The organism is Micromonospora coerulea (assembly GCF_016598485.1).
Lineage (GTDB): Bacteria > Actinomycetota > Actinomycetes > Mycobacteriales > Micromonosporaceae > Micromonospora > Micromonospora coerulea.
On sequence record NZ_JAEMUW010000006.1, the window covers coordinates 111,175 to 134,082 of the forward strand.

Annotated in this window: 21 protein-coding genes; 8 read left to right on the forward strand and 13 right to left on the reverse strand. The window is 75.1% G+C overall.

Features of this window, described 5'->3' with window-relative positions:
* The first annotated feature begins 46 nt into the window (after window positions 1–46).
* Window positions 47–1,672 (forward strand): glycosyl hydrolase family 18 protein, encoded by a 1,626-nt coding sequence (locus I8N68_RS10450; protein ID WP_200209695.1) that lies wholly within the window; start codon window positions 47–49, stop codon window positions 1,670–1,672.
* Between the two features lie 68 nt (window positions 1,673–1,740).
* Here the strand turns inward: I8N68_RS10450 and I8N68_RS10455 are convergent, their stop codons facing one another.
* The gene (locus I8N68_RS10455; RefSeq protein WP_200209696.1) at window positions 1,741–2,733 is read right to left on the reverse strand and encodes an AraC-like ligand-binding domain-containing protein; all 993 of its coding nucleotides are present in this window, start codon (window positions 2,731–2,733) and stop codon (window positions 1,741–1,743) included.
* 140 nt (window positions 2,734–2,873) lie between these two features.
* Entirely contained in the window at window positions 2,874–3,743 is an 870-nt protein-coding gene (locus I8N68_RS33880) for a lytic polysaccharide monooxygenase (RefSeq protein ID WP_307812752.1), read from the reverse strand.
* 130 nt (window positions 3,744–3,873) lie between these two features.
* Here I8N68_RS33880 and I8N68_RS10465 point away from each other — a divergent pair, with 130 nt between their 5' ends.
* The 3 genes from I8N68_RS10465 (at window position 3,874) to I8N68_RS10475 (ending at window position 6,912) form a co-directional block, all read left to right on the forward strand.
* Window positions 3,874–4,365 (forward strand): hypothetical protein, encoded by a 492-nt coding sequence (locus tag I8N68_RS10465; RefSeq protein WP_200209697.1) that lies wholly within the window; start codon window positions 3,874–3,876, stop codon window positions 4,363–4,365.
* Window positions 4,366–4,478: 113 nt separating this feature from the next.
* A complete protein-coding gene (locus I8N68_RS10470; protein ID WP_200209698.1) occupies window positions 4,479–5,885 on the forward strand; it encodes a class II 3-deoxy-7-phosphoheptulonate synthase in 1,407 nt (468 codons plus the stop codon).
* Window positions 5,886–5,892: 7 nt separating this feature from the next.
* Complete coding sequence (locus I8N68_RS10475) at window positions 5,893–6,912, forward strand: threonine aldolase family protein (RefSeq protein WP_200209858.1); 1,020 nt, start codon at window positions 5,893–5,895, stop codon at window positions 6,910–6,912.
* A gap of 87 nt (window positions 6,913–6,999) precedes the next feature.
* Here I8N68_RS10475 and I8N68_RS10480 read toward each other — a convergent pair whose 3' ends face one another.
* The gene (locus I8N68_RS10480) at window positions 7,000–7,860 is read right to left on the reverse strand and encodes a deoxyribonuclease IV (RefSeq protein ID WP_200209699.1); all 861 of its coding nucleotides are present in this window, start codon (window positions 7,858–7,860) and stop codon (window positions 7,000–7,002) included.
* Window positions 7,857–9,845, reverse strand: coding sequence for a Stk1 family PASTA domain-containing Ser/Thr kinase (gene pknB / locus I8N68_RS10485; RefSeq protein WP_200209700.1), 1,989 nt, complete (start codon window positions 9,843–9,845; stop codon window positions 7,857–7,859). Before pknB ends, I8N68_RS10480 begins: the two co-directional genes overlap by 4 nt.
* A gap of 166 nt (window positions 9,846–10,011) precedes the next feature.
* On the opposite strand from pknB, the gene I8N68_RS10490 reads away from it, so the two are divergent.
* A complete protein-coding gene (locus I8N68_RS10490; protein ID WP_200209701.1) occupies window positions 10,012–10,401 on the forward strand; it encodes an Rv2175c family DNA-binding protein in 390 nt (129 codons plus the stop codon).
* A gap of 111 nt (window positions 10,402–10,512) precedes the next feature.
* Here I8N68_RS10490 and I8N68_RS10495 read toward each other — a convergent pair whose 3' ends face one another.
* Window positions 10,513–11,595, reverse strand: a complete 1,083-nt coding sequence (locus I8N68_RS10495) for a polyprenyl synthetase family protein (protein ID WP_200209702.1) — start codon at window positions 11,593–11,595, stop codon at window positions 10,513–10,515.
* 9 nt (window positions 11,596–11,604) lie between these two features.
* Window positions 11,605–13,080, reverse strand: a complete 1,476-nt coding sequence (locus tag I8N68_RS10500) for an NsdA family TPR-like regulatory protein (RefSeq protein WP_234039316.1) — start codon at window positions 13,078–13,080, stop codon at window positions 11,605–11,607.
* Window positions 13,081–13,315: 235 nt separating this feature from the next.
* On the opposite strand from I8N68_RS10500, the gene metF reads away from it, so the two are divergent.
* The gene (metF, locus tag I8N68_RS10505; RefSeq protein ID WP_200209703.1) at window positions 13,316–14,233 is read left to right on the forward strand and encodes a methylenetetrahydrofolate reductase [NAD(P)H]; all 918 of its coding nucleotides are present in this window, start codon (window positions 13,316–13,318) and stop codon (window positions 14,231–14,233) included.
* 46 nt (window positions 14,234–14,279) lie between these two features.
* Window positions 14,280–14,969: a CDP-alcohol phosphatidyltransferase family protein gene (locus tag I8N68_RS10510; protein WP_200209704.1), complete on the forward strand. Its 690-nt coding sequence runs from the start codon at window positions 14,280–14,282 to the stop codon at window positions 14,967–14,969.
* 13 nt (window positions 14,970–14,982) lie between these two features.
* Here the strand turns inward: I8N68_RS10510 and I8N68_RS10515 are convergent, their stop codons facing one another.
* From I8N68_RS10515 to I8N68_RS10545, 7 genes are all read right to left on the reverse strand, one after another.
* Window positions 14,983–16,470, reverse strand: a complete 1,488-nt coding sequence (locus tag I8N68_RS10515; RefSeq protein ID WP_200209705.1) for a phytoene desaturase family protein — start codon at window positions 16,468–16,470, stop codon at window positions 14,983–14,985.
* A gap of 11 nt (window positions 16,471–16,481) precedes the next feature.
* A complete protein-coding gene (locus I8N68_RS10520; protein ID WP_200209706.1) occupies window positions 16,482–17,612 on the reverse strand; it encodes a glycosyltransferase family 2 protein in 1,131 nt (376 codons plus the stop codon).
* Window positions 17,609–18,424 carry a carotenoid biosynthesis protein gene (locus tag I8N68_RS10525; protein ID WP_372433700.1) on the reverse strand — a complete coding sequence of 272 codons (816 nt, stop codon included), beginning with the start codon at window positions 18,422–18,424 and terminating at the stop codon, window positions 17,609–17,611. The genes I8N68_RS10520 and I8N68_RS10525 overlap by 4 nt, the downstream gene beginning before the upstream one ends.
* Window positions 18,424–19,002 (reverse strand): GNAT family N-acetyltransferase, encoded by a 579-nt coding sequence (locus I8N68_RS10530; protein ID WP_200209708.1) that lies wholly within the window; start codon window positions 19,000–19,002, stop codon window positions 18,424–18,426. Before I8N68_RS10530 ends, I8N68_RS10525 begins: the two co-directional genes overlap by 1 nt.
* Window positions 18,999–19,772 (reverse strand): monooxygenase, encoded by a 774-nt coding sequence (locus I8N68_RS10535; protein ID WP_200209859.1) that lies wholly within the window; start codon window positions 19,770–19,772, stop codon window positions 18,999–19,001. The genes I8N68_RS10530 and I8N68_RS10535 overlap by 4 nt, the downstream gene beginning before the upstream one ends.
* A 26-nt stretch (window positions 19,773–19,798) precedes the next feature.
* Entirely contained in the window at window positions 19,799–20,287 is a 489-nt protein-coding gene (locus I8N68_RS10540; protein WP_200209709.1) for a YbaK/EbsC family protein, read from the reverse strand.
* 155 nt (window positions 20,288–20,442) lie between these two features.
* Entirely contained in the window at window positions 20,443–21,174 is a 732-nt protein-coding gene (locus I8N68_RS10545) for a TetR/AcrR family transcriptional regulator (protein ID WP_200209710.1), read from the reverse strand.
* A gap of 95 nt (window positions 21,175–21,269) precedes the next feature.
* Here I8N68_RS10545 and I8N68_RS10550 point away from each other — a divergent pair, with 95 nt between their 5' ends.
* A complete protein-coding gene (locus I8N68_RS10550; RefSeq protein ID WP_200209711.1) occupies window positions 21,270–22,466 on the forward strand; it encodes an FAD-dependent monooxygenase in 1,197 nt (398 codons plus the stop codon).
* Window positions 22,467–22,908: the final 442 nt, after the last annotated feature.

Sequence of the window (22,908 nt, forward strand, 5' to 3'; positions counted from 1 at the left end):
CAGCATCCAATCTGGAAAGTTTCCTAACTGTTTGGGGAGACGCCACATGAAGAGATCGCTCCGCCGGGCCCTCTGGGCCGGTGCCGTGGTCGCGCTGGCGGTCGCGGCGGTGCCGATGGCCACCGCGTCCGCCGCCGGCAGCGTGACCGCCACGTTCGCCAAGGTGCAGGACTGGGGGACCGGTCACGAGGGGAAGGTGACCGTCACCAACGGCACCAGCGCCAGCGTCGACACCTGGCGCATCGAGTTCGACCTGCCCTCGGGCACCACCATCAGCAGCTTCTGGGACGCCGACGTCACCAGCAGCGGCAACCACTACGTCGCGGTGAAGAAGAGCTGGGCCGGCCCGCTCGCCCCGGGCGCCAGCTTCAGCTGGGGCTACAACGGCACCGGCCCGTACGCCGCACCGCTGAACTGCACCGTCAACGGCGCCTCCTGCGCCGGCGGCGGCACCACCACCCCGCCGTCCCCGACGACCTCGCCCACGGCGTCCCCGACCCCGTCGCCCACGGTGTCCCCGACCACCCCGCCGCCCACCACCCCGCCGCCACCCACGGGGGACAAGAAGGTGGTCGGCTACTTCGCCGAGTGGGGCGTCTACGGCCGGAACTACCACGTCAAGAACATCCACACCAGCGGGTCCGCGGCCAAGCTCACCCACATCCTGTACGCCTTCGGCAACACCACCGGCGGCCGCTGCAGCATCGGCGACAGCTACGCCGACTACGACAAGGCGTACACCGCGGCCGACAGCGTGGACGGCGTCGCCGACACCTGGGACCAGCCGCTGCGCGGCAGCTTCAACCAGCTCCGCAAGCTGAAGAAGATGTACCCGCACCTGAAGGTGATCTGGTCCTTCGGCGGCTGGACCTGGTCGGCCGGCTTCACCCAGGCCGCGCAGAACCCGGCCGCCTTCGCCGACTCCTGCTACGCGCTGGTGAAGGACCCGCGCTGGGCGGATGTCTTCGACGGCATCGACATCGACTGGGAGTACCCGAACGCCTGTGGTCTCCAGTGCGACACCAGCGGCCCGAACGCCTTCAAGAACGTGATCAGCGCCCTGCGGGCGAAGTTCGGCTCCAGCGCGCTCATCACCGCGGCGATCACCGCCGACGGCAGCACCGGCGGCAAGATCGACGCCACCGACTACGCCGGCGCCGCGCCGAACCTGAACTGGCTGATGCCGATGACGTACGACTACTTCGGCGCCTGGGCCGCCCAGGGCCCGACCGCGCCGCACTCGCCGCTCACCTCGTACACCGGCATCCCGCAGCAGGGCTTCTACGCCGACGCGGCGATCCAGAAGCTCAAGGCCAAGGGCGTCCCGGCGAGCAAGCTGCTGCTCGGCGTCGGCTTCTACGGCCGCGGCTGGACCGGGGTCACCCAGACCGCCCCCGGTGGCACCGCCACCGGCCCGGCGCCCGGCACGTACGAGCAGGGCATCGAGGACTACAAGGTGCTCAAGAACACCTGTCCGGCCACCGGCACCGTCGCCGGTACCGCGTACGCGAAGTGCGGCAGCAACTGGTGGAGCTACGACACCCCGTCCACCATCGGCGGCAAGATGACCTACGCGAAGAACCAGGGCCTCGGTGGCGCCTTCTTCTGGGAGCTCTCCGGTGACACCGGCAACGGCGAGCTGATCGGCGCCATCAAGGGCGGTCTCGGCTGAGCCGAGCGCCGACGCACCACCCACACGGCGGGGAGGGACCACGCACCGGTCCCTTCCCGCCCGCGTGCTCAGCCCCGGCCGGCCCGCTCGCGATGCTCCCGGGGTGAGAGCCCGTAGGTGGCCCGGAAGGCCCGGCTGAGGTGGGCCGGGTCGCGGAACCCGCAGCGGTTGGCGATCTGCCGCACGGTCAGGTGCCGCAGCCGCGGGTCGGCCAGGTCGCGGAAGCAGCGTTCCAGCCGGCCGGTACGGATCAGCGCGGTCACCGTCGTGCCGCTGCCCTCGAAGAGCCGGTGCAACGACCGGAGCGACAGGTGGTGCGCCTCGGCCACGGCGGCCGGCGTCAGCTCCGGATCGGTCAGCTGGCGCCGCACGAACGCCTCGACCCGGGTTCGCAGGCCGGTCATCCGCACCTCGACCGGCAGCTCCCGCTCGAGCTCCAGCCGGCGGGCCAGGGTGCCGGCGATCAGGTCCAGGGCGACCCGGTCGAGCTCCGGCGCGTCGGCCGCGGCGTACTGCTCGGGATGCGCGACGATCTGCCGCAGGAAACCGGCGAGCAGGGCGCCCATCCCGGTGTCGGCCGGGATCTCCGTCGCGAGCAGCGCGGTCACCCGGTCGGCCGGCAGGGGCAGGGCGGAGTGCGGCACCAGCGCGGTGACCGTGTGCAGCGGGCCGGAGTGCGGGCCGTCCGGCCGGTGCGTGGAGGCGTGTGGGCGCACCGTGTCGATGAGGGCGAAGCCGGACGGAACGAGCCGGCCGCCCCGCCGTTCCTGCGACACCACGCCGTGGCCGGAGAGCGGCAGGGCGAGCTGGTACAGCTCGGGGTCCGAGCTGCGGATCATGCCCCGGGTACGGGTCAGCTCCAGCGACGGGTACCGCCAGACGCCGAGCCGGACCACGCCCAGGTCCACCGCGCGGGCCGAGGCGGTGAAGTCCGCGGCGTGTCCGCTGCTGATCCGGGCCGGCACCGACTCGCGCGCGACCAGCTCCTGCCAGAAGTCGAAGCGCTCCGCCGGCGGCAGCCCGGCGGTGTCGACCGAGGCCACGGCGAGTATGAGCGTCACACCTCCCAGGTGGCGGCGGGCCGGAAGTCCCGCCGTCGACCGCAGCCTAACCGGCGGCTCAGCGCGCCCGCCCGGGCCGGGTGGACGGGCTGTGGTGGGGGTGGCCGCCGGCCAGGTCGGGACGGTGCGGCGCCGGGTGGTCAGGCGGCGAGCCAGAGAGCCGGCACGTTGGGCGGTTCCCAGCCGACGAGCGACGTGTGCGCCTGCCGGCACTGCCAGGTCCGCCCCGCGTAGCTGACCCGCGCGCCGATGGCGTAGGCGGTGTTCGGCGCCCAGGCCGGCGCCCCGGGCGTCGGCGTGCCCGACGGCGGCGGCGGGGTGGTCGGCGGTGCGGTCGTGGGCGGGGCGGTGGTGGTGGGCGGGGCGGTGGTCGGGCCGACTGCGCCGAACGTGACGTCGGAGCAGGTGTAGAAGGCCTCCGGGCTGTCCGAGCGTTGCCAGATCGAGTAGACCAGGTGCCGCCCGGCCCGCTGCGGCAGCCGGGCGCTCATCCGGTACGCCCCGTCGGTCAGCGCCGGGTCGGCGGCGGTGTGGAACAGCTCCAGGTCAGCCCAGCGCAGTGGGCGGGTCGGGTCGTAGCCGTCCCGGGTGACGTACAGCTCGAAGGTGCCCCGGTGCGGTGCGGTCGCCCGGTACGCGAAGGTCCAGGTGGCGCCGGAGGGGAGCGCCGTGGCCGGCCAGTCGGCGCGGGCCAGGTCGAAGCCGCGGTACTTGTCGCGGTTGGCGCTGCACAGGTGGCCGTCCGGAATGATCTGCCGGTGCCGCCCGGCCGCGTCGGCGATGTTCACCTCGTTCCAGTCGTAGAGAGCCTGGGTGCCGCCGGCCGCCACCGCCGCCCGGCAGGCGTCGGTGTCCGGCGACTCCGGACCCTCCAGGAAGCAGGCGTACGCCCGGCTGACCGGGGACTGCATGCTGCCGTGCGCGCCGGCCTGGCTGACCAGCGCCACGGAGGGGAGGATGGTGAGGCCGCCGACCGCCGCGACGGTCCGGGCCCTGCGGCTGCGGAACATGGATCCTCCTCGTTTCGTAAGGAAAGTTAACTAAAAGTTTCCGGCATGGCGGGTGTGACATGCAAGGGCATCGATGTGACAGACTCGCCGCTCGGCACGTCCCGATGTCCGCGCCGATGGAGGGGGACCGATGGGCCTGACGCACCCGAGGGTGGCGAGCGGCATCGCCCTGCTCGCGCTCGTCCCGCTCGCCCTCGGCGGCTGCGGCATCGGGGGGGACGACGAGGCCACCGCCCCGGTGACCGAGACGCAGCGGGCACCGGCCGAGGAGGCCGCCGCCAAGTCCCGCGAACGGGTCCAGGCGTACCTCGACGCGATGGCCGCCAAGGACGTCGACGCCGGCCGCAGCCAGCTCTGCGCGCCGATGCAGAAGCCCTTCGACGCGGCCGCCACCGGCCCGAACGGCGACTTCGCCGACCACTTCACCGTCCCGCAGGCCACCATCACCGACGTCCGGTCGGGTCCGCACGGCCAGGAGGTCAGCACCGCGGTCACCGTCGCCGTCGGCACCCGCAAGGCCACCCGGCCGCTGCTGTTCACCGTCACCCGCAGCGGCGCCGACTGGTGCATCTCGGCCGAGGCCCCGGGCGGCAACACCCCCGAGCCGGCCGTCACCCCCTGACCGCCCACCGGGCCCACCCAGGGCAGGCCTCGGAGGTGTCGGTGATCTCCCAACTGCCGGAACCGTCCCCCTCGGCGGCGGGCCGCCCCGACGGTCGCCGTACGCTTTCTGTCATGCGCCATGAGTGGCATCAGTTGAGTCACCCCGCGGTGGGCAGCCCGGGGCTGCAGACCAGCCGACCGACCGTCGACTCCGCCGAAGACGCCGCCCTCGGCCTGGACCGCTGGCGGGAGCTGCCCCGGGCGCAGACCCCGCCGTGGCCGGACCAGGCCGCCGTCGCGGACGTCTGCAAGGTGCTCGACACCGTGCCGTCGGTCGTCGCGCCGTACGAGGTCGACCAACTCCGGCAGCGCCTCGCGCTGGTCTGCGAGGGCAAGGCGTTCCTGCTCCAGGGCGGTGACTGCGCCGAGACCTTCGCCGACAACACCGAGAGCCACCTGCTGGCCAACGCCCGCACGCTGCTCCAGATGGCGATCGTGCTGACGTACGGCGCGTCGCTGCCGGTGGTCAAGGTGGCCCGGGTCGCCGGCCAGTACACCAAGCCCCGGTCGCTGCCGACCGACGCGCGGGGCCTGTCGGCCTACCGCGGCGACATGATCAACTCGCTGGAGACCACGCCGGAGGCGCGGGTCGCCGACCCGCAGCGCATGATCCGGGCGTACGCCAACTCGGCCGCCGCGATGAACATGCTCCGGGCGTACCTGGCCGGCGGGCTGGCCGACCTGCACGCCGTGCACGACTGGAACAAGGGCTTCGTCAAGAACTCCCCGGCCGGCGAGCGCTACGAGGCGATCGCCCGGGAGATCGACCGGGCGCTGGCCTTCATCCGGGCCTGCGGGATGACCGACGACGAGGCGCTGCGCACGGTCACGCTCTACTGCTCCCACGAGGCCCTGGCCCTGGAGTACGACCGGGCGCTCACCCGGGTCTCCGGCGAGCGGGCGTACGGCCTGTCCGGCCACTTCCTGTGGATCGGCGAGCGGACCCGGCAGATCGACGGGGCACACATCGACTTCATCTCCCGGATCGCCAACCCGATCGGGGTGAAGCTCGGCCCGACCACCACCCCGGACGAGGCGATCGAGCTCTGCGAGAAGCTCAACCCGGACAATGTCCCCGGCCGGCTCACCCTGATCAGCCGGATGGGCAACCACCGGGTCCGGGACGCCCTGCCGCCCATCGTCGCCAAGGTCACCGCGGCCGGCGCCAAGGTCGTCTGGCAGTGCGACCCGATGCACGGCAACACCCACGAGTCCTCCAACGGCTACAAGACCCGGCACTTCGACCGGATCGTCGACGAGGTGCTCGGCTACTTCGAGGTGCACCGCGGCCTGGAGACCCACCCGGGCGGCCTGCACGTCGAGCTGACCGGCGAGGACGTCACCGAGTGCCTCGGCGGCGCCCAGGGCATCGAGGATCTCGACCTGCCCGACCGGTACGAAACCGCCTGCGACCCGCGACTGAACACCCAACAGTCGCTGGAGCTGGCCTTCCTGGTGGCGGAGATGCTGCGTGGCTGACAACAACCTGATCGATCTGCGGTCCGACACGGTGACCCGGCCCACGGCCGGGATGCGGGAGGCGATGGCCACCGCCGAGGTCGGCGACGACGTCTACGGGGAGGACCCCACCGTCGCCGCACTGGAGGCCGAGGTCGCCGCGCTCTTCGGGCACGAGGCGGCGCTGTTCGCCCCGACCGGCTCAATGGCCAACCAGATCGCCCTCCAGCTCGTCGTGCCCCCCGGTGACGAGCTGCTCTGCGACGCCGACGCGCACGTCGTCACGTACGAGATCGGCGCGGCGGCCGCGTACGGCGGCATCTCGTCGCGGACCTGGCCGGCGGTCGGCGCGGAGCTCGACCCCGACGTGGTCGCCGGCATGGTGCGGCCCGACGGCTACTTCGCGGTACCGACCCGGGCCATCGCGGTGGAGCAGACCCACAACCGCGGCGGCGGCGGGGTGATCCCCCTTTCCACCCTGCGCGAGCTGCGCGGGGTCGCCGACGAGCACGGCCTCGCCCTGCACTGCGACGGCGCCCGGATCTGGCATGCCCACGTCGCCGACGGCGTGCCCCTCGCGGAGTACGGCGCGCTCTTCGACACCCTGTCGGTGTGCCTGTCCAAGGGCCTCGGCGCGCCGGTCGGCTCGCTGGTCATCGGCAGCGCCGAGAAGATCGCCCGGGCCCGGTTCGTCCGCAAGCGGATGGGCGGCGGCATGCGGCAGGTCGGCATCCTCGCCGCCGCCGGCCGGTACGCGCTGGCGCACCACATCGGCCGGCTCGCCGAGGACCACGCCAAGGCGGCCCGGCTGGCGGAGGCGGTCGCCCCGTTCGGGGTGCTCGCCACCGGCGTCCGGACCAACATCGTCCCGCTGGACCTGACCAAGCACCCGCTCGACGCGAAGGCCCTCGCGGCCGCCGCCCGCGCCGAGGGCGTGCTGATCTCGGTCCTCGGCCCGCGCACCGCCCGCCTGGTCACCCACTTCGACGTCGACGACGCCGCGGTCGACCGCGCGGGGACCGTGCTCACCCGGGTCCTGCGCGGCTGACCCGCCTCGCGTCCCGAGCCCGCGCCCACCCGGCGCGGGCTCGGCGCGTTCCGGCCGGGGCTGCCGCGCGGGGGCGGGGCGGGCTGGTCAGGGGTGCAGGCGCTTGAGGGTGGCGATGTCGGCGGCGTGGCCCTCGTGCTTCTCCGTGGGGGTCTCCACCACGATCGGGACGCTGGCGGTGGCCGGGTGGCGCATCAGCTCGGCGAACGCCGGCTCCCCGATGGTGCCCTTGCCGATGTTCTCGTGCCGGTCCCGGGTCGAGCCGCACAGGTCCTTCGAGTCGTTGGCGTGCACCAGCATCAGCCGGCCCGGCCCGACCGTCGCCACCAGCGTGTCCAGCGTCGCGGTCATGCCACCCTCCGCCGCCAGGTCGTGCCCGGCGGCCCAGGCGTGACAGGTGTCGAAGCAGACACCCAGGCCGGGGTGCCGGTCCACCGCGTCCAGGTACGGGCCGAGCTGCTCCACCCGGGAGGCCAGCGAGCGGCCCCCGCCCGCGCTCGGTTCGACCAGCAGCAGCGGGCCACCCGTCGCCGCCGCCTCGTCCAGCAGCGGCAGCAGCGCCTCCCGGACCTGCCGCATCGCCGCCTCCGCGTGCCCCGCGTCGACCGCGCTGCCGGCGTGGAACACCACGCCCCGGGCGCCGATCGCCGCCCCCCGGCGCAGCGCGTGCGCCAGGGTCTGCGCCGACCTCTCCACCGTCGCCGGGGTGGGGGAGCCGAGGTTCACCAGCAGGGAGGCGTGAATGTACACCGGCACGCCCCGCTCGGCGCAGCCGTCGCGGAACAGCACGTCCTGCGCCGGATCGCCCGCCGGCAGCGCCCAGCCCCGGGAGTTCGAGACGTAGACCTGCACCACCTCGGAGCCGGCCGCGTCGACGTACGGCAGCGTCGCCTTCGCCAGGCCACCCGAGGTGGGGGTGTGTGAGCCGATCGGCCGGTGCGCGGTCACAGGCAGGTGATCGTGACCGGGGTGCCCGGGGGCACCTGCGAGTTCTCGCCCGGGTTCTGGAAGCGGGCCACGCCGTTCGGGTTGAGCTGGATGGTGGTCGGGAAGCCCTGGCTCTCCAGCACCTGCTTCGCCTGCTGGCAGGGCAGGTCGATCACCCGGGGGACGACCACCGCCGGCGGACCCTTGCTGATCTGGAGCTTGACCTGGGCGCCCTTCTCCACACCGGTGCCGTCGGCCGGGCTCTGGCCGAGGACCTCGTCCTTCGGCTTGTCCGAGTCCTTGTACGTCTCCACCGGAGTCAACCCGAGCTGCGCCAGCGTCGCCCGCGCCTCGTTGATGTTCTTGCCCACCAGGTTCGGCACCGAGATCGGGGCCTTGCCCTTGCTCAGCACGACGGTCACCTTGCTGCCCGGTTTGACCACCGTGCCCATCTTCGGCTCGGTGGCCACCACCACCCCGGCCGGCAGGTTGTCGTCGTACCGGGCGGCGCCCTTGGCCACCACCAGCTTGGCGTCGGTCAACTCTGCCTGGGCCAGCTCGAAGTCCTTGCCCACCACGTCGGGCACCGGCAGCCGCTCCGGGCCCAGCGACAGCGTGAGGGTGATCGTGCCGCCCTTGACGATCCGGGCCGCGGAGGCCGGATTCTGGCCCAGCACGCTGTCCTTGGGCGCCTTCTCGTCGTACCGGGGCTGGTCGTAGGCGAGGGTGAAGCCGGCCCGGGCCGCCTGCGCCTCCGCGTCGGCCTTGCTCAGGCTCACCAGCTGCGGGGCGACCGTGTACCGCCCCACCCCGAACCACCAGCCACCCAACGCGGCCACCAGGCCGAGCACCACGGCCACCGCGGCGATCGCCAGCCGGCCGCGGGGCGAGCCCATGATCTGGGTACGCGCTCCGGCCAGCCGGGCGCCGACGCCGACGCTCTCCGGCGCGGCCCGGCGGCGGTGCGGGCGCTGCCCGCCGCCGCCCTCGGGCAGCCGGGCCCAGGCCGGGCGCTCCGCGGGCCGGACGGCGGCCACCGCCATGGTGGGCTGGGACATCGGCGTGGTGTCGTCGCCGACCCGCCGCAGCACGGCGGTGTGCGAGTTCGCGTTGCCCAGGTCGTCCCGGGCCACCTGCACCTCGGCCAGCAGGGCGCCGGCGTCGGCCGGACGCGCCCCCGGATCGCGCCGGGTGGCCCGCTGGACCAGGTCGTCGAGCACCCGGTGCAGGCCGGGCACCAGCGTCGACGGGGCCGGCACGTCCCGGTCGACGTGCTGCCAGGCCACGTCCACCGGCCGGTCGCCGTCGTACGGGACCCGGCCGGTGAGCATCTCGAACAGCACGATCCCGGCGGAGTAGACGTCGGTGCGGGTGTCCGCCCGTCCCTCGGTGACCAGCTCCGGGGCCACGTACGCCACGGTGGCCATCAGCTGGTTGCCGTTCTCCTCCTCGGCGCTCGCCTCGACCGCCCGGGCCAGCCCGAAGTCGGCGACCTTCACGACGCTGTCCACCAGGTTGGCCGGGCCGCCGGCGGGCGCCTCGGCGACCAGCACGTTCTCCGGCTTGACGTCCCGGTGTACCAGGCCGGCCCGGTGGGCGGCGGCGATCGCGGCGAGCATCTGCTCGGCGATCGCCAGGGCCTCGTCCGGGTTCAGCCGGCGTCGCTCGGCGAGGACGTCGCGCAGGGTCCGGCCGCGGACGTACTCCATCACCAGGTAGGGGAGGCCGCCGTGGGTGCCCTGGTCGTAGACCGCGACCACGTTCGGGTGGGTCAGCCGGGCGATGGTCTTCGCCTCGTCGGTGAACCGCTCCACGAACCCCGCCATGCGGGATCGCGCCTCGGGGGCCTGGGTCGGGTGAATGATCTTGACCGCCACGGTGCGCTCGAGGCGCTCGTCGGTGGCGGTGTACACGGTCGCCATGCCGCCACGGGCCACGCGACCGCGAATGCGGTAGCGCCCGTCGATCAGCGAGCCCAGCAACGTGTCGGCGACCTGTGTGTCCATCGGCAGGCAGTCTATGTGTCGGGAGGGTGAAGGTAGAACAGGATGCTACAGCCGGCAGCTCGACCGCCCCGTCCCGCCGCGCTCGTCCCACCCGCCCCGCACCCCGGTCGCGGCTGGATGGGGGTGCCGTTGCCCGGGGCGGACGGGCACGTGGCAGGGTGTTCGGGTGACCGATTCCGTACCCGCCGACCGGGCCGCCGCCGGCGCGGACCTGCCCGGACCGACCGACCCGGCCGCCTGGCTGACCCTGCCGGACGTCGCCGAACGGCTCGACCTGTCGATCAGCAAGGTCCACCAGATGATCCGGGACCGTGAGCTGATCGCGGTACGCCGCGACGGTGTCCGGCGGATCCCCGCCGACCTGGTGGCCAACCAGACCGTGCTCAAGCACCTGCCCGGCGTGCTGAACCTGCTCACCGACGCCGGCTACGACGACGAGGCGGCGCTGCGCTGGCTCTACGAGGAGGACCCGACCCTCCCCGGCACTCCCGCCGTCGCCCTGGGGGGTGACCTGGCCCGCGAGGTCAAGCGCCGCGCCCAGGCCCTCGGCTTCTGACCCACCCACCCGCCCCTCGGTGCGGTGATCATGAAGTTGGTTCCGCGACACCGGCGTGTCGTGACAACAACCTCATGATCACCGGGGTGGGCCGGGGTGGGCCGGGTGGGGTCAGTCGGTGCGGCGGGTGGCGGCGATGGCCAGGTCGACGAGGGCCTGCCTGGCCTCGGTGTCCAGGTCGACCGTGGTGAGGGCGGCCAGGGCGCTCTCGGTCAGCCCGCCGATCCGCTGTTCGGTGCGCGCCAGCGCGCCGCTGTCGATGATCAGCTCGCGCAGCCGGGCCACGCCGGCCTCGTCGAGCCCCGCGTCGCCGAGGCCGTTGCGCAGCAGGTCCCGGCCGGCGTCGTCGAGCGCCTCCAGGGCCGCCGCCACCAGGTACGTCCGCTTCCCCTCGCGCAGGTCGTCGCCGGCCGGCTTGCCGGTCTGCGCCGGATCCCCGAACACCCCCAGCACGTCGTCGCGGAGCTGGAACGCCTCGCCCAGCGGCAACCCGTACGCCGAGTACGCCGAGCGCACCTCCGCGGGCGCGTCGGCCAGCGCCGCCCCGAGCAGCAACGGCCGCTCGACCGTGTACTTCGCCGACTTGTACCGGGCGACCTTGCCGGCCCGTTCCAGCGAGGTGTCCCCGGTGGCCTGGGTCAGCACGTCGAGGTACTGCCCGACCGTGACCTCGGTGCGCATCTCGTCGAAGACCGGCCGGGCCCGGGCCACCGTGCGCGGATCGAGCCCGGCGGAGTGCAGCAGCTCGTCCGACCAGACCAGGCAGAGGTCGCCGAGGAGGATCGCCGCCGCGTCGCCGAACCCGTCCGGGTCGCCGCCCCAGCCGGCGGAGCGGTGTCGGGCGGCGAACCGCCGGTGCATCGCGGGCTCCCCGCGCCGGGTGTCCGAGCGGTCCATCAGGTCGTCGTGGATCAGTGCGCTGGCCTGCACGAACTCGAGCGCGGCGAGGGTGGTCACCACCTGGTCGGAGTCGACGCCGCCGGCACCCCGGTAGCCCCAGTAGGCGAAGGCCGGCCGCAGCCGCTTCCCACCGCCCAGGACGAACGCCTCGATCGCCTCGGCCACCGGCACGAGGGCGTCGTCGACACCGGTCATCCAGCCGCGCTGGCCGGCGAGGAACTCGGTCAGGGCCTTGTCGATCCGCTGACGGAGGCCGGCGCGGTCGACGGGGGAAACGGGAGCAGCGTGGGTCACGCCACGACGCTAGCCGGTCTCGGGTGATCCCGTCGTGTCGCCGGGTCGGCGCGCCGCGACCGGCGTCGAGCGGGACCGCCGGACCCGGCCCGCTCCCGGTCCGCTGCCCGGCCCTGGCGGCAGGTACGGGCGGGCCGCCGCGAGGAGCGCCGCGTAGCGCCGTACCGCCGGCTCGGCGCGGTGCCGGGCCAGCCGGCGGCGTACCTCGGTGAGCTGGGCGGCCGCCCGGGGCGAGCCGGACCGGACGGCGTCGAGCAGCCCGTCGCCGGCCACCGCGCAGGCCTGCTCCACCTCGCCGAGCTGGAGGTGGCCGCGGGCCAGCCAGCCGCCGTAGATCGCGGCGCGGCGGGGGCGGCCCCGGCTGTGCGCGGCGGGGCGCAGCAGCGGTGCGGCGGCTGCCGGGCGGCCCAGCACGACGAGGGTGCGCCCGGTCATCGCCGCCAGCTCCGCGTCATCGAGCCAGTAGAGCCAGGGCGGCTCCCGGCCGGGCTCCGGCCCGGCCACCCGCCCCGCCGCGGCGAGGGCCCGCCCGGCGGTCCGCCGCCGCCCGCCGAGCGCGGCGGCCAGCGCCACCCGGTGCAGCAGCAGCGCCCGCAGCCCCGGTGAGGCGGCGTCGCGGGCCCCGGCGTACCCGGCCCGGGCCAGGGCCAGCGCCCCCGCCGCGTCCCCGGCGCCGGCCAGCAGGTGGCTGGCCGACCCGAGCACGTGCCCGGCGAACGCGCGGTCGCCGGCGCCCACCGCGGCCCGCAGGGCCAACCGGTAGGCGTCCAGCCCGGCGGTCGGGTCACCCGCGTCGGCGGCGAGCCAGCCGGTGAGCTGGGCCGCCTCGGCGAGGACCGGCAGCAGCCGGCGGCGCGTTCCCGGACCGGCACCGGAGAGCGCCCGGGCCGCCCGGCGGAGTCGGCGGGCGGCATGGCCGGCCAGGTCCGCCCCGCCGAGCAGGTCGTCCCACCGGCGCAGCGCGGTCAGGTCGTCGGCGCCCGGCCCGACCCCGCCCGGCCCGGCGCGCACTCCCGCCCCGGCCGCCTCCGTGCCCACCCCCGCCAGGCCAGCGTCGACCACGCCGGGCGGGGTGGTCGGCACGGTGCGGGCATGGCCGGCCAGCCGGCCGAACGCCGGGCCGCCGAGCGCGGAGCCGGTCGGATCGGCCAGCCAGCGCTGCGCGAGGGCCAGCAGTGCCGCCCGCGACCGGGCGCCGCCCCGGGTGGTCGCCGACGCGCCGCCGGGGTGGCGGCTGCGCGCCGCGGCCTCGGCGAGCAGCTCGCCCGGTACGTCGAGGACGACGGCGAGCCAGCCCAGCCAGAAGTCGCCGGGGAGCCGGAGCTGCCGTTCCCAGCGGGAGACCTCGTGCCTGGTCAAGGTGGGCACGCCGGAGGCGGCGCAGAGCTCGGCGGCGATCCGCTGCTGACTCCAGCGGCGGGCCAGCCGCAGCTCGGCCAGGAGCGGCCCGAGCAGGCGCGGGCCGGGTGGCGGAAACGGGATCATCGGTCCTCCGGTGGGCGTCGGCGCGGTCGGGCGGCGCGAACACCCGGCCAGACCTGGACCGGTCCCTCCGCGTCGCGGATCGTGCTGACCCCCGCGCGGCCCCCGGGGACCGGCCACCGGCCGGCCCCACCGCGCTGTCCCGTTTCTACCCCCGGGGTACGACGCTCCCGGCGGCCGCCGTCCGCCCGCTGGGAAGCTCATGGGTGCCTCGAGCGCCCACCGCTAGAGTCGATGCGTGGCGCTCGGGCTTCCCTCGGTCTTCCCCAATCCCCAACCGGCGATCGGGGAGCTGATCCGTGTCGGCCAGCCGACCTTCTCCTTCGAGTTCTTCCCGCCCAAGACGGAGCAGGGGGAGCGGCTGCTCTGGCAGGCGATCCGCGAGCTGGAGTCGCTGCGCCCGTCGTTCGTCTCGATCACCTACGGCGCCGGCGGGTCGACCCGGGACACCACGGTCGCGGTCACCGAGCGGATCGCCACCGAGACGACCCTGCTGCCGATGGCACACCTGACCGCGGTCAACCACTCCGTCGCCGAGCTGCGGCACGTCATCGGCCGGCTGGCCGGGGTCGGGGTGCGCAACGTCCTCGCCGTGCGGGGCGACCCGCCCGGCAACCCGGGCGGCGAGTGGGTGCCCCACCCGGAGGGCGTGCAGTACGCCGAGGACCTGGTCCGGGTGGTCCGCGACGCCGGTGACTTCAGCGTCGGGGTGGCCGCCTTCCCGTACAAGCACCCGCGCTCGCCCGACGTCGCCAGCGACACCGCGAACTTCGTCCGCAAGTGCCGGGCCGGGGCGGAGTTCGCGATCACCCAGATGTTCTTCGACGCCGACGACTACCTGCGGCTGCGGGACCGGGTCGCGGCGGCCGGCTGCGACACCCCGATCCTGGCCGGGGTGATGCCGGTGACCCAGATCGGCACCATCGAGCGGTCGGTGCAGCTCTCCGGCGCGCCGTTCCCGCCGGCGCTGGCCGAGCGGTTCGAGCGGGTCGCCGACGACCCGGAGGCGGTCCGCCGGCTCGGCATCGAGCAGGCCAGCGGGATGTGCGCCAAGCTGCTGGACGAGGGCGTGCCCGGCATCCACTTCATCACCCTCAACCGTTCCACCGCCACCCGCGAGGTCTGGCAGCACCTCCGGTCCGGCGCGCGGGTGTGACCACCCGTCGCGCCGACACCCGCTGTGCCCTTCTACGGTTGAGTTCGTGGTGGGCACACAGCTGAACTGGGACCAGTACGCGACGGCGTGGGCGCGGCTGCACGGCGGGTTCGACCCGCGGGCGGCGGCGCCGGTGGTCCGCGCCTGGCTGCGTTTCGCCTACCACGTCGGCTACGTGCTGGGCCGGCTCCGGGTCGGCCCCACCGCGGTCACCGTGTTCGGGGTGCTGCTCTGCTTCTGCGTGCCGCTGCTCGTCGGCCGGGCGGGTGACGGGCCGTTCCTGGGGGCGCTGTTCGTGCTGCTCGCCGCGGTGGCGGACAGCGTCGACGGTGCGGTGGCGGTGGCCACGAACCGGACCACCCGGCTCGGCTACGTCTACGACTCGGTCGCCGACCGGCTCGGCGAGGCCGCCTGGCTGATCGGATTCTGGCTGCTCGGTGCGCCGGGCGCGCTGGTCGCCGCCGCCGGCGGCCTGTCCTGGCTGCATGAGTACGTCCGGGCCCGGGCGGTCGCCGCCGGAATGCGGGAGATCGGGACGGTGACGGTGGGGGAGCGGCCCACCCGGGTCTGCGTGGCCCTGTTCGGGCTGCTGGTCGCGGGGCTGACCGGGTTGATCGACCCGGATCTGCCCGCCGGGACGATCACCATGGCCACCACGGTCTGGGTGCTGCTGGCCGGCTTCGGCCTGGGGCAGCTCCTCTCCGCGGTCCGCCGTGCCCTGATCGACGCCGGCTGACCCGCCGGTACGGCTACCAGGCGGGGCCGATCTGGTCGGCGACGATCTGGGCGGACATGGCGACCATGGGCAGGCCCCCGCCGGGGTGGCTGGAGCCGCCGACCAGCCACAACCCGTGCGCCGGGCCGCGGTTGGCCGGGCGGAGCAGCCCACCGGCGGTGCCGTAGATCGTGCCGCCCGGTGCGCCGGTCGCGGCGGCCAGGTCGGCCGGGGTACGGATCTCCCGGAACGCCAGCCGGTCCCGGACGTCGACGCCCCGCTCGGCGAGCACGTCGAGGATCCGGTCGGCGTACGCCTCGGCCAGCCCCGGCCGGCGCCAGTCCACCGCCCCGGCGGCGGTGCCGTGGCGGGCGGCGTTGACCAGCACGAACCACGCCTCGTGCCCGTCCGGGCGGACCATCGGGTCGTCGGCGACGGTGACGAAGACGGTCGGGTCGAGCGCCGGCCGGGCCCGGATGCCCCGCCCGGGGTCGCCGAAGACCGCGTCGAACTCGGCGTCGTAGTCGCGGGGGAAGAAGACGTTGTGGTGGGCCAGCCCGGAGTCGCCGCGGACGCCGAGCAGCAGCACGAAGCCGGCCAGGCTGCGGTCGGTGAGCCCGGCCAGCCGGCGGGGGCTGGGCAGCAGGTCCCGGTAGACGGTGAGCGCGTCGACGTTGGCCACCACCACGTCGGCGGGGACCGGCGCGGCGACGCCGGCGAGGCGTACCCCGTGGACCCGGCCGCCGGCGGCGTCGATCCGGGTGACCGTGGCGTCGGTCCGCACCACCACGCCGAGGTCGAGGCAGCGGGACAGCAGCGCGTCGGCGAGGGTGCCCAGGCCGCCGCGCAGATACCAGCCGCCGTACGTCAGTTCGGCGTAGGGGACGGCGACCAGCGCGGCCGGGGCCCGGCGCGGGTCGGCGCCGGTGTAGGTGGCGTACCGGTCGAGCAGCAGCCGCAGCCGCGGGTCGGACAGGTGCGCGCGGCCCAGCCCGCGCAGGGTGCGGCCGGGGCCGATGGCGGCGAGGTCGCCGAGCCGCCAGGCCAGCGCGGCCAGGTCGCGGGGGGAGTCGATGGCGCGGCGCAGGATGTCCCGGTGCGACGCCTCCCACACCCGGGCGGCCCGGCGCCACAGCCGTTGCCAGTCGGCGGCGGAGCGGTCGCCGAGCGCCGCGCCGATCCGGGCGGTGAACTCGGTCGGGTCGGCGCAGGAGTCCAGCACCGTCGCGCCGTCGGCGAAGACGTGCCGGACGATCGGGTCCAGCGGCGTCAGGTCGAGGTACTCGTCGAGCTTCGCCCCGGTCGCCTCGAACAGGTCGTGGAAGACCTCGGGCAGGGTGAGCAGGCTCGGCCCGGTGTCGAAGTGGAACGACCCCGCCGGGGTGTGGTGGGCGTACCGGCCGAGCTTGCCGCCGACGGTGTCGGCCCGCTCGAAGACGGTCACCTGATGCCCGGTGACGGCCAGCCGGGCGGCCGTGGCCAGCCCGCCCACGCCGGCGCCGATGACCACGATCCGCGCCATGGCGTGCCCTCCTAGCTGACCGGGCGACCCCGCCAGGTCAGACGCCGCCGCTTTCGCAGATGGTACGACCGGAGGGTCAGCCAACCGAGGACCACGACCGATACGGGGTGTACCAGCGCGTCGGGCCAGGCCCGCCCGCCGGTGGCTCGGGCGCTGACCGCCCGCCCGGCGACCCCCAGCGCGTAGGTCGCCAGGGCGGCCGCCGCCACCACCGGCGCGCCGGCCGCCAGCGCCGCGACCGCGACCAGCGGGGGAGCGGTGTAGAGCAGGAGCAGCATGGTCACCGCCGCGGCCGCCGCGACCGGATGGCCGAAGGAGGCCCAGAGCGACTTGGTGTAGCCGTCGCGCAGCTGCGGCCAGCTCTCGTACATCCGGCAGGCGGCCAGCCGGGAGCCGTCGGCCAGGGCGATCCGGCCGCCGGAGCGCTTGACCGCGCGGGCCAGCTCGATGTCCTCCAGGACCTTGTCGGCGACCGCGGCGTGCCCGCCGGCCCGCAGGTAGCCGGCCCGGTCGACGACCAGGAACTGTCCGCCCGCCGCGGCCAGCGACGGCCGCGGGGAGCGTTCCATCGCCCGCAGCGGCAGGAAGGTCAGCCAGAGCCACTGCAGCAGCGGCTGCACCAGCCGGTCGGCCACCGTCCGGACCAGGATCCGCGGGTACGGCGACAGCAGCGTCGCGCCCGCCGCGCGCAGCTCGGCGACGGCCGCCGCGACGGCGTACGGGGTGAGCACCACGTCGGCGTCGACGAATGCGAGGACGGTGGCGGCCGGGTCGGTGCGGGTGGCGAGCTGCCAGCAGGCGTGCGGCTTGCCCAGCCAGCCCGGCGGCGGGGCGACCCCGGTCAGCAGGGTGAGCCGCCGGTCGTCGCCGGCCACCGCCCGGACCACGTCGGCGGTGCCGTCGGTGGATCCGTCGTCGAGCACCATGATCCGCAGGTCGGGCACCCCCCGCTGGGCGAGCAGCGCCCGCAGGCACGGCGTCACCCGGTCGGCCTCGTCGCGCAGCGGCAGCAGCACCGCGACCGTCCCGGTCCGCACCTCGACCGGTCGGTCGGTGGGGCGGCGCAGCCAGCGGGTGGCGTTGACCCAGGTGTGCGCGGTGAGCGCGGCGACCGCGACGACGAGGGCGAGGACGACGGTCATGCCGCCGCGTCGACGCCGGGACGCGGCGCCCGGTCCGGCGCCGGCCGGTGGGCGCCGTCGCGCCGGGCGCGCAACAGCACCACGGCCAGCGGCACGGCGGTCACCGCCATGCCGACCGCACCCCAGACCGCGGAGGCGGGCAGCCGGAGGAAGACCGCGTGTGCCAGCACGCTGGACAGGTACGTCCACAGGTAGAGCACGAGCATCGGCGCGTCCCGCCCGTCGACCCGGTCGACGGCCGGCCCGGCGAGCGGGCGCAGCGCGCCCATCAGCAGCACCGCGAAGAGCAGCCAGCCGAGGTAGTTGCTGACCGGGATGCCGGGCAGGCCGGGCAGCGCCGGGGTGGCGCCCCGCCACACCCAGTACCCCTCGGCGACCATCTGTGGGTCGAGGAAGAGGTCCCAGGCGGCCAGCCCGACCGCGGCCAGCGCGACCCGGCCGAGCCGGGACGGAGTGAGCCGGACCGCGGCCAGCCACGCCGGCCAGGCCATCCAGGTCCAGGCCAGCGGGATGATCAGCGGCACCCCGGCCAGTTTCGGCCCCAACTCCCCGGAGTAGTCGTAGCTGCCGAACGGGACGCCGGTGGCCACCCCGATCGCCTCGATCGCGAAGCCGCCGCCGGTGGCCACCGCGACCAGCGCCCCCGCCGTACGCGCGCCCCGGCTCAGCAGCGCGTGGCCGACGGAGAGCAGGTATCCGAGCACGACGGTGCCCACGGTCAGCCCGGCCCGGGTGGCGCCGGTGGTGAGCGGGTAGCAGATCTGGGCGAGGATCAGGACGGTCAGCAGCGCCCAGGGCAGCCGCCGCCGGATCACGGCGCGGCCGGGCCCGGTGCGGCGCCGGGGCCGGGCGCGGGCAGCGGCAGATCCCGGCCGAGCACGCCGAACGGCCGCTCGTCGCCGGGGAAGTGGAAGTGGCGCAGCACGTCGACGAAGCCGAACCGGCGGTACAGCCGCCAGGCGCGGGACTTCTGCTCCTCGGCCTCCGGCGTGGACAGCAGGGTGGTCGTCCCCTCCGCCATGCGGAGCAGGGCGCGCAGCTGGCCGGCGCCCAGGCCGTGCCCCTGCGCGGGCGGCCGGACGTGCAGCTCCACCACCTCGAAGCAGTGGGTCAGCCAGCGCTGCCGGGCGTCGGTGTCGAGCGCCCGGTACACCTGGTCGTGCCACCACTGGCCGGCGGCGCCGAGGTAGCCGTACCCGAAGCCGGCCAGGTGGCCCTCGGTGGTGAGACTGGCGACGGCCCGGAAGCCGGGGCGGCGGACGTGGGTGGCGATGTAGCCGCGCCGGGCCTCCAGCAGCTCGGTGCGGTAGCCCATCGCCTCGCCGTAGACGGCCACCACGTCGTCCAGCCGCCGGACCAGATCGTCCGGCGTCCACCGCACCAACCTCATGCGCGTCCTCTCCCCGTTTCCGGGTCGCCCTCGGCGACCCACCCGAGCACCGTCCGGTCGCCGACCACGTCGCGCACCTCGAACCGCGCGAAGAGCTCCTCCGCGTACCACCCCTCTGTCGGGGTGCGGGTGATCGCGGCGCGATGCTCCGGGTGACGGTACGCGAACGCCACCAGGTCCGCCGGATCGCGCCACACGCTCACCGTGCCCTGCCAGCCCAGCGGGGCCTCGCCGACACCGAACCGGGCGAGCAGCCCGGGCGCGGCGTGCAGGGCGGCGGCGACCGGCGGGATCGCCCGCCAGAAGGTGACCGCCCGGCGGGCCCGCAGCCGGGCCCGGGTCAGCGCCAGCACCGGCCCGTCGGCCCGGCCGCCGGGCGGGTTGCCGAAGGGGCGGACGCCGGACCATTCACCCCGGCTGGTCAGCGGGCGCAGCTCCACCCGGGCTGAGGCGCGGGCGATCCGGGCCCACGAGCGGCCCACCGGCGAGTCGTCGAAACCGTCCGCGGCGGCGGGGGAGTCCCACACCACCAGCGCCGCCCACCGGGTCAGGTCCGCGTCCCCCGGGCCGAAGCCGGTGCCGGTCCCGGTGCCGAGCAGCTTGCCGAACCGGACGCCGGGGGTGCGGCGCAGCCGGAGCGGGTGCGTCGCCATCCGGGCCAGGGCCCGGGGTACGGCCGCCCGGGGGATCCGCCACACGTGCAGCGTGACCAGCTCCGGGATGCTGTCGCGGGCGGTGGCAGGCCGGCGCTCGCCGGTGAACCGCGACATCGGGGCGCGGTCCTCGCCGCGTCCGCTCACGCCACCTCGACCGGTGTCCCGGCGGTGATCCGCAGCAACTCCGCGTACGTCGTCGGGAAGACCGCCTGGGGCACCCCGCCGGCCGCCCAGACCTCGTCGTACCCCTGGAGGGCCGTGTCGACCAGGGTGCGCAGCGGCCGCGGGTGACCGACCGGGGCGACCCCGCCGATGACCTGACCGGTGTGCTGCTTGACGAACTCCGGGGTGGCCCGGCGTAGCCGGGTGACCCCGATGGACGCGGCCAGGCCGGCGACGTCCACCCGGTGCGCGCCGGAGGTGAGCACGAGCAGAGGCGCGTCGTCCGCGTCGAAGATCAGCGAGTTGGCGATGGCGCCCACGTCGACGCCGAGCGCCGCGGCCGCCGCCGCGGCGGTGTGCACCGCCGCGGGCAGCAGCCGGACCTGACTGGCTCCGCCGGATGAGTCCCGCGCGCCCGCATCGTCGAGCGCCCGCTGCACCGCCTGCACGTTCGGGTGTGGCTGCATGCGGTCATTCTCCCCGGTCCACCGCCCCCCATTTCACCCGGCCACGCCGTCTTGTCCCACTCCCGGGGGCCGGACGGTCCGGTGATCATGAAGTTGTAGTCCCGACACGCCGCGGCCGGGCGCAACAGCTTCCTGATCACCCGGGGAGGGGTGGGTCAGGGGTGGCGGGTTCTGATCAGGAGCTCGACGCCGTCGAGGATGCGGGCCAGCCCGAAGTCGAGGGCCTGGTCCTGGGCGGCGTGCGCGGCCGCCGAGCCCACCGCGGCGATCAGCGCCGGGAAGCGCTCCTCCCGGCCGCGGAGCAGGGCCCCCAGGCCGGATTCCAACGCCTGCTCAGGCGTGCCGGTGTCCATCGCCGACACCTGCTGGGCCAGGTTCCGGGCGTGCCCGAGCAGGAGCACCGCGACGTCCAGCATCTCGCCGCCGTTCAGGCCGGTGCCGGTGAGGGCGGCGAGGGCCCGTTCCAGCCAGCCGAGCTCGTTCGGGCCCATGACGCGGGCGCCGACGGTGGCCGCCAGGGCCCAGGGGTGGCGCCGGAAGCGGTCGAACATCTGCCGGGCCCAGTCGTCGAGCTGGTCGCGCCAGCCGGCGCCCTGCGGTGGCGCGGGGGGCTCGCCCACCGCCGTCTCGATCATGAGGCCGACCAGCTCGGCCTTCCCCGGGACGTACCGGTACAGCGCCATCTTGGTCACGTCCAGCGACTCGGCGACCCGCTGCATGGTCAGGCCCTCGAGGCCGTCGGCGTCGGCGATCGCGATGCCGGCCCCGGCGATCGCCGCCAGGGTGAGCGTGGGGCGTGGCCCCCGCCGGGGCGCGCTCGGCGTCCCCCACAGCAGCTCGTAGAGCTTGCGTTTGTCGGCCACGCCATCGGTGCCCGCCCGGTCCATGGTGCTCCCTCGGTCGGTCTTGTCGGGGCCCAAAACCGTGTCTACAGTACTCTGTATCCGACGGACACAGTTTAGCTTCGACGGGGGGAAGCCCGATGTCCCACACCCTTGCGCTGCGCGGTCAGCGCGTCCTGATTTCCGGGGCCGGGGTCGCCGGCCCGGCGCTCGCCTGGTGGCTGGCGCGCTACGGCGCCGAGGTCACCGTGGTCGAGCTGGCCCCGGCGCTGCGCGCCAGCGGCTTCGCGGTCGACTTCCGTGGGCCCACCCATCTCGGCGTGCTGGCCGCCATGGGAGTGCTCGACGAGTTGCGCGCCACGCAGACCCATGCCGGGGCGATCAGCTGCGTGGACGCGTCCGGCCGGGAGATCTTCCGGTTGCCGGCCGAGTTCGCCGGCGGCGACCTGGAGGTCTACCGCCGGGACCTGTCCCGGATCCTGTACGAGCACGGCGCCGACCGGGTGGAGTACCTGTTCGGGGACGTGGTCGCCGCCCTCGCCGAGACGCCTGACGGGGTCCACGTCGAGCTCGCCCGCGGCGCCTCGCGCACCGTCGACCTGGTGGTCGGCGCGGATGGGCTGCACTCGGGCGTACGGCGGCTCGCCTTCGGCCCGGAGTCGGCGTACGTGCGGCACCTCGGCTACCACCTGGCCGGCTGGGACCTGCCCAACGAGCTGGGCGTGGGCACCGTTCCCCAGCAGTACAACGTCCCCGGGCGGATGGCCAGCGTCGCCGCGGACCAGCGCGACCCGACCCGGGCCGGCGCCTTCGTCGTCTTCGCCGCCGGTCGTCTCGACCCGAACTGGCACGACCTCGACCAGCAGAAGAAGCTGGTCGCGGACGCCTTCGCCGGGCTGGGCTGGCACGTGCCGCACCTGCTGGCCGGCCTGCGCGCCGCGCCGGAGTTGTACTTCGACGCGATCAGCCGGGTGAGCGTGCCCCGCTGGCACACCGGCCGGACGGTGCTGCTCGGCGACGCGGCCTGGGGCGTCACCCTCGGCGGGATGGGCGTCGGCACCGGCGTCGTCGGGGCGTACGTGCTCGCCGGCGAGTTGGCCCGGGCCGGCGGCGACCACCGGGTCGCCTTCGGCGCGTACGAGAGCCGGCTGCGCGGCTACGCGATGCGCTGGCAGCGGGGCGCCAGCCCTGGCCACTTCCTCGCCCCCGCCACCGGGTGGGGCCTGTGGCTGCGCAACCGGCTGCTGGCCACCCGGCCGGTCCAGTCGATGCTGCTGCGGAGCACCGGCTCGCTGGCCACCGATCTGGACCTGCCCGACTATCCGGCGCTGGTCTGAGCCGCCGGGCGGGACCCGGGCCAGTTCGGGGTGGCCCGGACCCGCCCGGCCGCCGGCGCGTCACACGTTGCATTTTCGTCGGAGGGGAGGTGTACTGTCAGGGTAGTTAGAACGAGTGTTCGATTGAGTCGTACGCCCGTTCCAACGTCCGGGAGAGGTGTTTCGCGGCGCCGGATCCCGGGAGGTGCGGTTCCGCGGACCGCACCGGGTTCCGGGCAGTCGCGAGCCCGGTCCCGTCAGGCAGGACCGTCGTCCGCCGCCCACGACCCCCGGGCGGCGGGCGACGGACCCGCCGGTACGCCGGCCGGGTGTGGTGTGGGGAAGCTCCGCACCCGGCCGGCCCCCATCCGGTGCGTCTTCCTCCGCACCACCCGTTTCCGGGCGCTCGCTCGGCGGATCCGATCCGTCCGGCGGCGCGCCCCACCTCGGTCACGCGGAGGAG